The following is a 15,273-nucleotide window of genomic DNA, read 5'->3' as shown; positions in this document are numbered from 1 at the left end:
ATAAACCAGCGCATTATAAGCATTATTATTTTTTGAAAACGCTTTGTCTACGTGCCAACAGAAACGCGGAAACCGTCTCGCGAGGTTAATTAACGCATCACCATGCCGCCATCGATGATAATCGTTTGGCCAACAATATAGCTGGAAGCTGATGAGCTTAAGTAAACGATAGTATTGGCGACTTCTGCGCTGCGCCCCATGCGCTGTAAGGGAATCGCATCCGTCATTTCGCGGACCAGGGAACGAGGGAGCTCTTTCCCGTTCGTTGACTCAATCATGCCAGGCGCAACAGCATTTACCCGAATGCCGTGCGGCGCGAGTTCTGCCGCCAGCGTACGCGTGAAGGCCAACAGAGCGCCGTTGGAAGCGCTGTAGTTAATCTGTCCCACCGTTGGAATAATGGCGGCAACTGACGCCACATTAATGACCGACGCATTCTCAGCATTTCTGAGCAGCCTCAGCATTTCTTTTGTCAATCTGAAGGTATTAAGCATATTGCTGTCGATTGTGGAGCTGAAGTCATCGAAGCTCATGGATACAAAGAGATTATCGTTAACCACGTTGGCATTGTTGACCAGCACATCCACTTTCCCGGCCTCACTGGCCAAACGGGCACCGATTGCCGCCACCGCCTCAGGATCAGCAAGGTTGCAGGGAACAATGTGCAAGTTCCGCCCCTCGGGATGTTCAGCTTTCAGCACGTGCAGTTGATCGGCACAGGATTCATGCAGTGCATAGACCACGGCATGCTGCTCCAGATATTGCTGGCAAATTGCGCGACCGGTATCGCCATTTGCCCCGGAAACTAATACGGTTTTATTTTTCAGATCGCTATATTTGTACATAACTTGCTCCATCCTTAGAGTGGCTACGAAAGATTAATGTTTAAGAAACAGACTTCTGATACTCACATCGCCAGATTCCGCTGGCGATGTGAGTTGATATGACTTACAACCCTACCAGGATACCTGTGCCGATGACTTTGTCAGCTTCCAGCACAAGACCTTTACTACCACCGAGAGATGCTTTGTTACCGCTATTATTTACAGTTTGAGCCGTAATTGATGCATACCCATCGGTGACCATATTGCTTGTGTTGGTGATAGTGCGTCCGGCACTGAGAGTTAACTCATCGCTGGCAAGCACATTACCTTTATTGTTGATATCAGTAGCAACATTGATATTTGTTACCTTACCCGAGATCTTACCCGCAGCCGCATTCGTCAGGCTGCCATTGGTGTCTATAATTAAATCAGATGCAGCAATGATATCCATGTTGTTGGCGATACCATCAATCGCCCTGATAGTTAATGCTTTATCAGCGGTAATGGATTTATTGTTCGTCAACTTACCCACAATACTAATAACGGCATCATCTTTCGCGCTGATCCAGCCACTATTGGTAAAATTGCCGTTGACCATTAAATCTATTTTCTGAGCTGACGAAATGATACCCGCAGCGCTATTATTACTGAGCGAACCCGACCCTGTATTTGACAAACTGTCTACATCGATCGACAGATTCCCCATTGCCGCGATGATGCCATTATTATTTTTTAAACTCTTCGTCATAATCGACATATCAGCAAGGCTCGCCATATAACCACGATCGTTAATGATGCTGTCATTAACATTCAATGATAATGGACCCTTTTCAGCAATGATGCTGCTATAGTTGTTTTTGACATTTCTGGCAGTGATACTGATACCCTCACGGCCATATATTCCGCCCGTAAGTGAATCTGCATCTATATTGCTTCCAAAACCGTTAGTGAAATCGTCCCCGTATCGGTTATCGATTTCAGAAAGCGCATTGATGCTGAGTTTTTTATTGGCATTAATCAATCCTGCCACGTTATATACAGTAGAGGCGGAGGTTATATCTACGTTATTTCCGGACAGAACCCCTCCCATATTATCCAGCGATTTCACCTTCACCGCGACATCCCCTTCGGCAGAGATGATAAGACCGGTGGAGTTATCCAGCATGCCGCTAAGTTCAATACTCACGCCTTTTTTCCCATCAAGCATGCCTTTCCAGGAGCTATTATCTAAAGACGCAGCATCAACAAAAACGGTGCTATCACTGTGAACGCGACCACTGTAGTTATTTATCGAAGCGGCGCTGGAAAGAATGACGTTGTCCGTTGCAGAAATATTGCCGTAAGCATTCACCAGTTCATTACTGCTTTCAGCAATAACACTCCCTGTTGAATTGAGCGTGCCTCGCATATTATTGATCGAGCTGGCTATGATTTTTATGTCGCCGGCATCAGCCTGTACGCCCATTGCGGCGGAGTTATTAGCATCCGTCGAAAGAGTGTCACGGTTCAAGAACGTCTTCTGTGCAGCTATTTGAATCTGACCCTGCCGGGAATGAATCAAACCACGGCTGTTATCAATATTCCCGGCACTGATCAATTGCACGTCATTGACTGCATCAATAGCACCGCTGGTATTATTAATCACAGTGGATTCAGCAGCCACTGAGTTACCCGTTATTCGGCCTTTGCTGTTATTCAGGGTAGCCGTTTTGAGCATCACGGTTCCCCCCTGGATAACACTTTCATTTGCGGTTCCCGAGTTGGTCAATGTCTTATTATGGGTGTTAATGACCAGCTGACCATTGGACATGATCTTGCCATTACTGTTATTGAATTCACCGCTGTTAATATCGACGGCAGACAACGAGCTAATGTTTCCTGCTTTGCTGTTATTAAGCGAATGGGTAACCGTGTCGATTGAGACTTTCCCGGTACCGCGTAACGTCCCTGACTCGTTATTCAGCGTACCGTTCGTCCTGACAGAAAGAGCCCCTTCAGAAGTGATCGCTGCATCAATGTTCACCAGGTGACCATAGTTGTCGATCGCCACGCCCTGGGCTCCACCCGCGACAATGCCTGCATTACGTACGCCAACCCCACTTTCCGTACTGACCAGCGTGATTCGATTAGCGTACATTCCGCCAATTTTAATAATATCGATGCCATAGGCATTTTTCGCGCCGCTGCCGGTTACCGTTCCGATCGCCTGTGCTTTCGTGTTCACGTAGTTATTACCGGCAATAACGGTAAGCTGATCGGCACGGATCTCGCCGTTAACCACAACAGAACGCGCCAGAATCTCGGTGGGCGAATCACTGGTGATCTCTTTCACAGCAAGGGCGCCACCCGCAACTGAATACCCTTTCAGCTCACCTTGCTTAATGTCAGCCCTGCCTGTTGTCAGAGTGGTTTTTTCGGTGTTGATAAAACCACTATTATTAACCGTAATTCCATTCGGGTTGGCGATGATCAGGTGCGCTTTATCGCCTGCCACTTCCATTTTTCCGTCAATCACACTTTTATTGTTTGACGTCACTTCATTCAGGATAATTTTTGCCGTACCAGCAGTCAGATTGGCGTTGCCTGCAATACGCCCAGCCAAGGTCGTTTCAACATCTTTGGCACTGTTATTAAATATCAGCCCTTCTTTATCCACATTAAGCTGGTCATAAATATTATGGGAAATACCTTTGCTATTCGCCGTATTGATATTTACAACCGGAACACCGTTTACATTGACTATTTGTCCGCCGGGGATACTGACAGAAGCAGCCTCAGCAAGAACAGGCAACGCCAGTAAGACAGACACGGCGAGCGGGTTCAATTTAACCATTCCACGTTTATTTTTATTAATTTCCATTATTCATCCAGTAATATTTAACATTGAGTCATCAAAAATATATATGTGCAACCACTAACTATCAGCACATGTACTGCACCTGCCATTTACTGCTAATCGTCAATAAATCTGTTTCTATTTTCGCCAATCAAATGGCCTCTTCTGGCAAAGATGAAGTGACTATGCCAGGCGTAGACAGTACTTCCTATCTCTATAAAAGAAGCGATTCTTTTTTAGCGCTACTGTATGGCCCCTCACACATACTTCAAAGTGCAACTTTAAGCGTGAAGCCATATCAGTAATAAATAGTTTTATCTTCTATTTCACTCAGAAAGAATCGGACACGTGATAAACCGAAAGCATGTCTGAATATGTTTATTATTCGCTCCGGCAGAATAAAGACAAGTGAACTAGTCTTAAACATTCCTTCAACATCATTACGTTGCCCCTTTCCCTGCACCAGTAATTACAGCATTTAATCAGCAAGATATCGTTCCTGGCAGCGATGATCGGTAGGTTAAGATCTTATTTACTGCAATTAACTCGTCTGGTTGTTATCGATTATATTTTTCCCATACATTAAAGAAAGCCATCATCGTTAATGATTGAGGGTAGAAATGATAACTTTTACTCTGCAGAGTAAAATTCATTTTATAATAAAATACAACACCCATAATTATTCCATTTACTTTTGACTTTCCGTCTTGCCATTTATTTAGATAAAAACATTCTGCCGCAAATATTATTTGTGAAAAATATAACTACACATGACTTATATATACCAATCGTAGGTAACTTACTCACTGGTCTAATCTTATATCCCACCACCAAATATGAACTATCACCCTGTATAAGATTTAATAGTGATACTTAAATGTTAACAATAAACCACTTCACCTTGAAAACGCAGGGAAAAATACACCTTTTAAATTTAACAAATATTCAACAATGATTATTTGATCACTGTCTAAAAACTTTTCTCTTCCTAATTAAAATTTATCGAATAATAATAACTTCACGAAATCGAGTGGCATTAATAATGCATCTTCTTTTTTAGAAGATAAAATCAACATTAATTCTAACCAAGAGCAATGCTTATTATATGCGCACCACTTGCATTCTCCGGAAATATAGAGTTCGCACATGTATCATCTATGGATATAACCATTGATGCATAGCGATTAAATAATAAACTGATATATAAATAACTGAGGTATTTTTATGAAACGCAATGTAATTGCACTTGCTTTACTGGCTTCCTTTGCAGCTGGCTCCGTTCAGGCCGCCCAGATGGGTCAATCTATCGCAACCTGGTCTGCTACCGCGAAAAAAGATACGACCAGCACGCTGGTTGTTACTCCGCTCGGCAGCCTGACCTTCCAGTATGCTGATGGCGTCAAAGGCTTTAACTCGCAAAAAGGCCTGTTTGATGTCGCGATTGAAGGCGACGCTACAGCTACCGCATTCAAACTCTCTTCTCGTCTGATCAGCAACACCCTGACTCAGCTCGATGGCTCCGGCTCCACGCTGAATGTTGGCGTGCATTACATGGGCGAAGAAGTTAAACAGAACGCGGACACCATTATGGTGGATACCACCAGCAATAAAAATGGCGGCCTGAGTATTCTGGCTACCGACTTCAGCAAAACCGGTCGTGTCACCGCGCAAGACGCGTTCACCTTCTCTATTGCAAACGGCACAACTGATGGTACTACGCCTGCTACGGATATGAGCCAACTGCCGGAAGGTATCTGGAGCGGCGATATCAGCGTTCAGTTCGACGCTACCTGGAGCTAATTCTTTTTTCAGCAGGAGCGATATTTCGCTCCTGCTTTATTCTTCGGCGATATTTCTATGAAAAAAACTATTCTGGCGACTCTATTATTTGCAAGTGGCGTGATGCCGGTATATGCACTCGATGTGGGTGATATATCTTCATTTATGTACAGTGATGCCACTATCCTTAATAAAACGATAAAAAACCCTACCACTACCGGGCGGTTGGTGAATATTCGCATCGAAAGAATAAGTTCGCCGCAGGACGACGGTAAAATAATCCCCATGGAGAGTAAGGATGAGCTGTTACTCTCACCGGGAAGTCTGCTGCTTCCGGCAGAAAGTAATGAAACAATTCGTTTTTACTATAACGGCCGACAGGACGATAAAGAGAGATATTACCGGATAGTTTGGTTTGATCAGGCACTCAGTAACGCATCAAAAAATAATGCAACTCGCTACGCTGTTGCAACCGCGTCAGCGCGGATAAGCACCATCCTTGTCGTCGCCCCAAGAAAAGTGAAATACGATTACCAATATTCAAAGGGTGAAATAAAAAACACGGGCAACGCCACTTTGCGCCTTATCGCTTACGGCCCTTGTAAAAAAGTTTCTGAAAAAACAGAGTGTAAAGAAAACTATTATTTAATGCCTGGTAAAACCCGAACCTTTTCTCAGGTTGATATTGAAAATAAGAAAGCGCGACTCGCTTTCTGGCAGGCCGACAATTTTATATCTGTCAAATAAAACTTTCACTGACGAGCCGTTATCGTGAATAATAAGATTTTACAAACTATACTCACGTGTACTGCGGTTCTTTTTACTGATGTAAATGACGCAGTTGCAAAACCTACTGATTATCAACAACTCAATGGTGTGATGATCCCTGAAGCATTTAGTAATGCTTTGCGTGATGGTATGAGTATTCCTCTGTATCTTCATTTAGATAATACAGAGGAAAAAACTGACGATCAGCGCATAGGGCTTGCGGCAATTTGGCTGGACGAAAATATATTAAAAATTCGCCAGATCCAGCTTGAAGAAAGGCAGGGTAATGCCTCTGTCAATAAGCAAACACTTGAGAAATTAGTTGCACTGTTGAACGCCAGCTTCAACAACGATCTTACTATTCCGTTGACGGATAACGCATCGTTACGCTTAAATTTTCAGCAGCTAATATTGCAGCTTGTGGTTAATCAACAAGCGCTGGGCACCCAATTACACGACAGCAGCGAAGATATTGGCGCATCCAGTGCTGAAAATATCAGTGGTACGCTGAACTATGATCTCGGCGTTTACAATAACCAAATGCGAGGCGGCGATAACAATACTTCCAGTTATCTCTCTTTAATGAGCACTTCGGCATTACGCGAGCATCACATATTCCTGGATAGTACGCTTTACGGTCTGGGTTCCGGCAACCGGCAAACCGAAATTTATAAAGCCATGTATGAGCGCGACTTCGCTGGCTACCGCTTTGCTGGCGGGATGCTGGATGCATGGAATTTGCAATCTATCGGGCCAGTGACCGCCATTTCTTCCGGGAAAATTTACGGAATGTCATGGGGAAACCAGGCGAATTCCACCAAATTTGATAATTCACACTCCATCACCCCAGTTATCGCTTTTCTGCCTGCGTCCGGTGAAGTGCATGTTTACCGTAATGAAAAGCTGCTGAGCGTACAAAATTTTAGTATGGGCAGCCACGAAGTTGATACCCGCGATCTGCCATACGGCATTTACGACGTTACGGTTGACGTCATCGTCAATGGCAAAACCGTGAGCAGTAATGTTCAGCACGTTAATAAAATCATCTCGGGAAAACGCACGGCGGATATGCCATTAAGCTGGCAGGTCTGGGGCGGTAATATGTTCATGGACGACTGGGTTAATGAGAACGGAAGCACCCAGAATGCCAAAAACACCCTGCTGATGGGCGTCTCCGCGTCGGGTGGCCTGCGCACCATCAACTGGATGGCAACAGGATATCATTACAACAACATTGCGGTTGGTGAAGGCAATATTTCATGGCCGATCGCGAATGCGCTCCAGTTAAATATGCAAAACATGTTTGCGACGGATGGCTCGTGGAGCTTTATTAGTAATATAAATGCGACGCTGCCGGGCGGATTCAGTTCAGTATGGTTAAGCCGGGAAAAAACGGCCATTGGTAATATGTTACGCCGCAACAGTACGGATAATACCTCGATAGGTTTCTCCCTGAACATGAACACGCTGTGGTCGAAATTAGGGACACTGAACGCCAGCTTCAACAATGATAACCGGTTTAAAAGTCATAATTATACCCTTGATTACAGTCAGACATTATATAGCGGCCGTTATGGTTCGCTGGGATTACGTGGTGGAATACAGCAATACGCATACGGTAGCCAGCCCGGGAATAACAGCACACAAAAATATATCGCTCTTAATTTTTCACTGCCATTAGGTAATTGGCTTCAGGCAGGTATGACACACCAAAGTGGATATACAACGGCGACCCTTTCTGCACAAAAACAATTTGATGAAGGTGTTATTCGCACCGTTGGCGCTGATCTTTCGCGCGCTGTTTCCAGTGATATCGGCGATAATAAAACGCTGAGTGGCGGAGCATGGACCCGCTATGAAACACGCTACTCTTCTGGTACGCTAAATCTCAGCAGCGGTGCAAATGGTTATATCAACTCTAATCTGACATCAACCGGCAGCCTTGGCTGGCAATCGCAAGGTATTGGCGCAAGCGGGGATAATGAAGGTAATGCCGGTGTAATTATTCAATCCGATATTGCAAATGATGGAAAACTGACCGCAAATGTTAATGGCCGGGCGGTTCCGATGATTGGTAAATACAATTACGTACCGCTGGAACCGTATAATAAATACGAAATTGAGATTGTTAACAGTAAAAATTCTTTGGACAGTTACGATATTTCCAGGGGTAAGAAGAGTCATCTGACACTTTACCCTGGCAACGTCGTCGTGCTTAATCCAGAAATAAAACAAATGGTGACGGTGTTCGGCAGAATTCGCGCTGAAGATGGCACATTGCTGACTAATGCGCGCATTAACAACCATATTGGCCGGGCACAGACCGATAACAATGGTGAATTTGTCATGGATATCGATAAAAAATTCCCGGTCATTGATTTTACTTACGGCAATGATGAAAGCTGCGAAGCCGCACTGGATATTAGCCAGGCTCGCGGTGCGGTATGGGTGGGCGATATTACTTGCCAGGGTCTGAAATCCTTTGCCAACCTGGCTCCGGCAGGAGGAAAAAATGAAAGTTAACGTTTATCGCCTTCTTATTCTGGCGTTTTTTTATGTTATGGCTTATCCCGCTAATGCTGCGGTAATCAAATATTCCTATGCGGATGCTCCGACGCGTCAGTATATTTTCATCGAAAACGACACTGACCAGAACTATTTTGTTACGCCAGTTGGGTATCTGGATCCCCGAATGACGGGTTCAAACCGTTGGACGGGTCTGAAATATAACGGCTCGGGGTCAGTATATCAGGTCAGCCTCGGTTATATTGATAATGGTCTCAACGGCATAATGAGTGCCGGCAATCAATATGATATGTGGCTCACCAATGCACCCGCTCCAAACCTGCTTGTCGGTATGCGTTGTATCAACTGGTTTACTGGCTGCGATATGGCAACGGGAATGCTTCCTGCTGCGCACATTGATAGTCAGGGTTTCTACGGTGTGGATGTGACCTCCGGCGGCGCGAAAGCGGCACACGGTATAATGTCGGACCAGTTTTATCACTATCTGAACAATTCTGCAGTCGGGCAAACATTTTCAATGACCATGAATTCGTGCCAGACACCGGAGCCTTACAATCCGAGGATTGGACAGCGCTGTATTCAACAGGACAGAGGCTACTGGTATGAGCGAAAAGTCTCTCATACCAAAGCAGCACATTTAAAATTCTACAGCACCAATTCGGTCTCGGAGATTTTTTTCAATACCGACGGGACGCCAACTTTAGGCGATGGCAATCGCGAGTGCCGGATGCAGATGGTGGGTACTGTGTCAGGTATTGCCTGCAAAGTGGTCACTTACACATTAAACCATAATGGCGTCAGCGACACAGATGTTCGTTTCTTTCCGGCGCTCTCCCATGCCGGGTTGCAATCCGCCATCAAAGCGGCGGATATGCAATTCAGTCTTGATGGTGGAAGCTGGCAGACAGTATCAGGCATCTCACACTACTACACGTTCAATGCGCTGAAAGGGAGTAACGCAATTTACGTCTTCTTCTCAAATAATTTTTTCAAGGAGATGATTAATCAGGGTATTAAAGGCGCGAACTTGCGTGATTTAATGGCGTTCCGTGTAAGAAGCATCACTGCGCCGGAATCCGGCTGGTATGAGTTTTCCACCTCAGCACAGCTTATCTTCAAACCGACGAACTTCAGCATCAGCATTATTTCGGCTGACCATGTCATCAATCCGAGCCGTACAGGTCGCGTTGGCCCAGGTAAACCCGATCTGGATTTTGATTATATTGTTACCACGAATGGTAAAACGGCTGCGGATATGGTCTTAGTCAGCGTTAGTGGCCCAACCCGAAATATAAATGGTCGCGCCTGGTGCATATTCAGCTCAAAAGATGGAACAACGCAGGTTCCCTTCCCCGGACTCATCAGTTTTGCCACCCAAAGCGGCTCCCGTGAAGTCGTCGATGTGGGTTGTGACGGGCAGTGGCGTGGTATGAGCAGCGCACTATGGTCATCAACTCCCTGGATGACATCCACCGGCGAAACCGGAGTGACCAAAAAATCGAATGTGCGCTTTTCGATTCCCATGAACGATCCGCAATCTACGAAGACCATCAATCAGGATGACTGGTACGGGGATGTCAGTGCTTCGGGGAACGTCACAGTCATGGCGATGTGGCAAAATGCGCGATAAATTTATCCCCTCTCTGTTCGTGCTGCTGGCGCTCCTGGTGCCAGCGTACAGCCTGGCGATTTCGGTTGGCGATATGACATTTTCCATGCCAGCGGAAAAAAACATGGTCGCCAAATATGTGGTCAACAATAACAAAAGCGCACGCCTCTACCGCGTGAATGTCAGATCCATCGACAGGCCAGGAGAGAAAGAGATCTCTTCGCGTGCCGCTGACGGAGAGCTGTTGTTCACACCGAGGCAGATAACGCTCCAGCCTGGGGAAAGTAATTTTTTCAAATTCTTTTATCATGGCCCGGCAGATGATAAAGAGCGCTACTACCGCGTCTCTTTTCAGGAAATACCACCACAAAACCGCACCACGCGCCTTTCCTCTAAAGGTGCCGTCGGCATGATGCCTGTCATCACAATGGACACCATTCTGGTTGTCCGCCCCCGCAAAATCCATTTCGAGTGGGACTTTGAGCGGCAAAAAGGGCGTTTCGAAAACAGCGGTAATACCTGGTTCAGGCTGATCGAGAAGCCCTACTGTGACTCAACGGAAACGGAGGGTAAATCCTGGTATATGCGCCCAGGGGATATCATTCACCCGCCAGCGCTCAAAACTTCCGCACAAATATATATTGTTTACAATGATAGTTTTATAAAAGTAATTAACACATGCAATTAATATCACCTTTTAGGGGTATTTAAACATCTTAATTAATTCTTAATAAGGCATTTAAGATATATAAAAAGCCAATAAATCCGACCGAGCAAACCGCCAGCATAGAGCGTAAGCCTTTGAAAAACCTTTTCATTAACAATAAAGCATTCAGCATTACAATAAATACAGCGAGGTTAGCTGAACTACATATAAAAAGCATGGAAAACAAACCCTGTGTATGTTCAAATATTTATCTACAGAGTTTCACACAGATAAAATATTTATAAAGGAACACAACCAATGGCTGTGTTGTAGCGTATATGCACTGGATTATTAACGATAACATTGAATTCAGACCGGAAATGAAAAAGCTTATTTCAGTGAGCAATCCTGAAATAAACGTCACGCTGACAGCCCCCGCCAGCCGTTGTTTGCTGCTTCTGCTTGAGGCTTCACCTGAAATTGTTCTCCAGCAAGATTTCTTCAAAAAAGTCTGGGAAGAAGAAGGGATGCTGGTTCCAACAAATACGTTATATCAAAATATCTCGATCGTGCGTCGCGGATTGCGGGCTGTTGGCGAAACGGATAGCCGATTGATTGCAACCATTCCCAGAAAAGGTTTTCAAATTGACGACAGTGTGAAAATCAAAAAACAGGACAAATCTAACGCAGCAGTTACGCCGGAAACCGACATTACCGGCGTCGATATTTCCGCAGACGCAGAATATGACGATCCTGTTATTACCCGCGAGAGCGCCACAGACCAACCGACGTGGTCCGCGATAAGCGCGCATGTCCATGAGCGTGAACAAACTCCACTGGTAACGCCTGGCCGCCATAAAATACCTGCCAGCAAACCTGCGCGATCCGCTGGCTGGCGTTTATCTGCAGTCATTATATTTGCCGCTTTTGCTACAGGTTTACTGATAATTGCATATTCTTTACCGTTCGGTAAAACGCCTATTTTCTTTGATAACTATAATTTTGTAGAAAATGATAATGGCTGTCAGATTTATACTAAAGATGACACACATGATAGCAGAGATTATTATCAGAAATATAAAAATCTGATTAAGAATACTGGATTAAATTGTAAGATTTATCCCTGGGTTTATTTCCCGGTATCAGCAACCTCACCAACGCTTACTGCGTTGGCCTGTAAGAATGATTTTAAAAACTCCGTTTCACCGGGTTGTATTTCACTCTATTTCAGGGGAGTGCAGAGTGAATAGTAAGAAAACAATTCTGTTCAGCTTTATATTTTTAATCGCTGGCGCAACCGTAGGTTATCTTTATTATCTGTTTGTCGCATCATCCGGCTATACGGAAACATGCTCAGCCTCAGTGATTGTTTATCACAAAAACGTACAGGCTAATTTCACTCTTGACTTTATGTATAACAGAGAGGCTAAACGCGGCGTTGTATCTGTAAGCGGTGGCTATATGGAGGACAACAAACCGACAGAAACGATCAGGCGAGACGTCTCTTATACATGGACAGAAAATCGTCGTTCCTATCACTTTACGTCAACTGCGGTGAATAAAGTGGACAGTATCGAAACCTCTACCGATAACGTTATTGCGAGCGTGCTGCCTGATTTTTATGTCTATCCGAATAAAGAGATAAACTATTCCATTCGTCCACAGGGTAAAAACGGCTTTCTGTTTGTCATCGGCAAGCGCCCGCTGTTTTTATGCGCCCGTTAACGCTTAGCACAGGGAGGCAGTCCATTGCCTCCCTTCAGGTCGAAACCTGCCGCCGCACAGGTTATTCCGCAGCGGCCAACACACTCACCGCACGGTCAAAGGCATCAATGGCCAGCGCAACATCTTCCACCTCTACCGATTCCGCCGGATGGTGGCTAATCCCGCCTTTACAGCGCACAAACAGCATGCCAACCGGCCAGCGTTCCGCCATGGCGATGGCATCATGCCCTGCGCCGCTCGGTAACGACAGCGTCTCACCCTGCACAACCTGCACCGCATCAGCAAGCAATGTTTGCAGCTGTTGATTGCAGGGCGTGGCGGCAATACGGTAAAACTCCTCGGCGCTGAATTGCAGATGGCGGCGCACCGCGATGGCCTGCGCCATCGCCAGCAATTCATTGAGCAACGCATCAAGTGGCGCATCCTGCGGGCCACGGATATCGAGCGACAACGACACCTCGCCGGGAATGACATTCACCGCGCCAGGCAGAACCCGCATATTCCCCACGGTAGCCACCAGATTGCCACCTTGCTGTTGCGTGGTGCTCTCAACGGCGATCATCCATTCGGCCGCCGCGGCCAGCGCATCTTTCCGGTGACTCATCGGCACCGTGCCAGCATGTCCGGCTTCGCCGGTAAAGCGGCAATTTAGCCTGCGCGCGCCATTGATCGCCTCGACCACGCCCAGCGCCAGCCCCGCCTGTTCCAGGCACGGCCCCTGCTCAATATGCAATTCGAGATAGCTGCTGAAGGCCGCCGCATCGCGCGCCGCCTGCGGGATCCGCTGCGGATCCAGCCCGGCATTGACCATCGCCTGCGCCACGCTGATACCCTCGGCATCAGTTTGCGTAAGCCAGTGCGTTGGCCAGCTTCCGGTCAACCCGCGGCTTCCCAGCAAAGTGATACCAAAACGCGTTCCCTCTTCATCACAAAAACCGACAATCTCGATCGCCTGTGCCAGACGCAATCCCTGCTGATGCAGGCTCTGTACCACTTCGATGGCCGTCAGCACCCCGAGCATCCCGTCATAACGCCCGGCATTACGCACGGTATCAAGATGCGAACCGAGCAACACCGCCGGAGCGCCCTCCTGTGCCGCCTCATAGCGACCACAAATATTGCCCACGCTGTCCTGCCAGACCAGCATTCCCGCCTGGTGCATCCACTCAGCAACCCGCTGGTTGGCCTGTAAATGTTGAGCGGAAAGATAAACCCGGGTCAGCGCATCCGGCGTTTCACTGATCGCGGCCAACTCATCGGCGCGGGCCATCACACGTACTGCCGCCTCGAGGCGTGCCGGTTGAATCATCACACGTCCTCGCAGCGATAGTGATCCCATGCGGCCTGCATCGCCGCCCCTTGCGTGGTGGCGAATTTCAGGTAATTCAGCACCGACTCCAGTGCGCTCAGGGTGTTCATCACACAGGCTTTACGCGCGTTGTAGCCCATGGTGCCGATACGCCACACTTTGCCGTGCAGCGGGCCGAAAGAAGTGCCGATCTCAATGCCGAAATCCTCCAGCATCAATTTGCGCACCTGGTCACCGTTCACGCCCTGCGGAATGACGACGCCCAGCACGTTGTTCATCTTGTGTTGCAAATCACCATAGGCCTCCAGCCCCATTGCCTGAATCCCTTTCAGCAACGCATCGCCATGCAGCTTATGGCGCGCAATACCCTTATCGAGCCCCTCTTGCAGGATCAGGCGTGCGCATTCACGTGCGCCGAATAGCGCGGTAGTCGCTTCAGTGTGGTGATTCAGGCGCTCCGGCCCCCAGTAATCCATCACCATGCCGAGATCGAAATAGTTGGAGTAAACCATCTCATCCACGCCGTCGAGATGCGCATCAGTGCGAATGCCCTCTTCAACACATTTACGCCGCCGGATCACCTCTTCCATACGGCTGCTCAGGGTAATGGGCGACGTGCCGGACGGCCCGCCCAGGCACTTTTGCATCCCCGCAGAGACAGCATCGAGCTGCCAGGCATCGGTTTCCAGCGCGTTGCCACCGAGTGAAGCGGTGGCATCGGTGTAAAACAGCACATCGTAGCGACGACAAATAGCGCCCAGTTCCGCCAGCGGTTGCAGCATGGTGGTTGACGTATCGCCCTGTACCGTTAACAGCAGGCGCGGACGCACCCGCTTAATGGCATCTTCGATCTGATCCGGCGTGAAAACCTCGCCCCACGGGACTTCAATCGTATGCACTTCGGCGCGGCAGCGGCGAGCGATTTCACACAGCAGATGACCAAAGCGGCCAAACACCGGCACCAGCACTTTATCGCCCGGCCGGATGGCGGAAATGAGGATCGCCTCAATCCCGGCGCGCGACGTGCCGTCAATCAGCATCGTCCAGCGGTTTTCCGTGCGGAATACGCCGCGATAAAGCGCCATCACTTCATTCATATAGTGGGTCATCGCCGGATCGTACTGGCCAATCAGTTGGCTCGACATGGCGCGCAGCACGCGCGGGTCAGCATTGATTGGCCCCGGCCCCATCAGCAGACGTTGCGGCGGATTGATTTGCGGAAATTGAGCGATATCCATCTGAAATTCCTTA

At 47.4% G+C, this 15,273-nt stretch carries 11 protein-coding genes; 7 read left to right on the top strand and 4 right to left on the bottom strand.

What is annotated here, in order from left to right:
* Window positions 1-89: 89 nt before the first annotated feature.
* Window positions 90-845, bottom strand: a complete 756-nt coding sequence (locus C0557_RS08590; protein ID WP_208658157.1) for an SDR family NAD(P)-dependent oxidoreductase — start codon at window positions 843-845, stop codon at window positions 90-92.
* Window positions 846-948: 103 nt separating this feature from the next.
* The gene (locus C0557_RS08585) at window positions 949-3,684 is read right to left on the bottom strand and encodes a filamentous hemagglutinin N-terminal domain-containing protein (RefSeq protein ID WP_208658156.1); all 2,736 of its coding nucleotides are present in this window, start codon (window positions 3,682-3,684) and stop codon (window positions 949-951) included.
* Between the two features lie 1,200 nt (window positions 3,685-4,884).
* Between C0557_RS08585 and C0557_RS08580 the strand changes: the two genes are divergently transcribed.
* The 7 genes from C0557_RS08580 (at window position 4,885) to C0557_RS08550 (ending at window position 12,713) form a co-directional block, all read left to right on the top strand.
* A complete protein-coding gene (locus C0557_RS08580) occupies window positions 4,885-5,460 on the top strand; it encodes a common pilus major fimbrillin subunit EcpA (protein WP_208658155.1) in 576 nt (191 codons plus the stop codon).
* Between the two features lie 57 nt (window positions 5,461-5,517).
* Entirely contained in the window at window positions 5,518-6,186 is a 669-nt protein-coding gene (locus tag C0557_RS08575) for a hypothetical protein (RefSeq protein WP_208658154.1), read from the top strand.
* A 36-nt stretch (window positions 6,187-6,222) separates the two neighbouring features.
* Complete coding sequence (locus C0557_RS08570; protein WP_371813264.1) at window positions 6,223-8,730, top strand: CS1-pili formation C-terminal domain-containing protein; 2,508 nt, start codon at window positions 6,223-6,225, stop codon at window positions 8,728-8,730.
* Entirely contained in the window at window positions 8,720-10,363 is a 1,644-nt protein-coding gene (locus C0557_RS08565) for a hypothetical protein (RefSeq protein WP_208658153.1), read from the top strand. Before C0557_RS08570 ends, C0557_RS08565 begins: the two co-directional genes overlap by 11 nt.
* Window positions 10,353-11,030, top strand: coding sequence for a molecular chaperone (locus C0557_RS08560; protein WP_208658152.1), 678 nt, complete (start codon window positions 10,353-10,355; stop codon window positions 11,028-11,030). Before C0557_RS08565 ends, C0557_RS08560 begins: the two co-directional genes overlap by 11 nt.
* A gap of 296 nt (window positions 11,031-11,326) precedes the next feature.
* Window positions 11,327-12,238: a transcriptional regulator gene (locus tag C0557_RS08555; protein WP_208658151.1), complete on the top strand. Its 912-nt coding sequence runs from the start codon at window positions 11,327-11,329 to the stop codon at window positions 12,236-12,238.
* Window positions 12,231-12,713, top strand: a complete 483-nt coding sequence (locus C0557_RS08550) for a hypothetical protein (protein ID WP_074775753.1) — start codon at window positions 12,231-12,233, stop codon at window positions 12,711-12,713. Before C0557_RS08555 ends, C0557_RS08550 begins: the two co-directional genes overlap by 8 nt.
* A gap of 61 nt (window positions 12,714-12,774) precedes the next feature.
* Here C0557_RS08550 and hpxK read toward each other — a convergent pair whose 3' ends face one another.
* A complete protein-coding gene (gene hpxK / locus C0557_RS08545; RefSeq protein WP_208658150.1) occupies window positions 12,775-14,022 on the bottom strand; it encodes an allantoate amidohydrolase in 1,248 nt (415 codons plus the stop codon).
* Window positions 14,022-15,260 carry an alanine--glyoxylate aminotransferase family protein gene (locus C0557_RS08540; protein WP_074775751.1) on the bottom strand — a complete coding sequence of 413 codons (1,239 nt, stop codon included), beginning with the start codon at window positions 15,258-15,260 and terminating at the stop codon, window positions 14,022-14,024. Before C0557_RS08540 ends, hpxK begins: the two co-directional genes overlap by 1 nt.
* Between the last annotated feature and the right edge of the window lie 13 nt (window positions 15,261-15,273).

This window comes from Kosakonia sp. MUSA4, from assembly GCF_013085925.1.
Lineage (GTDB): Bacteria > Pseudomonadota > Gammaproteobacteria > Enterobacterales > Enterobacteriaceae > Kosakonia > Kosakonia sacchari_B.
Note: the sequence above shows the minus strand (reverse complement) of the source record. Positions and strands in the feature narration are given on the sequence as shown.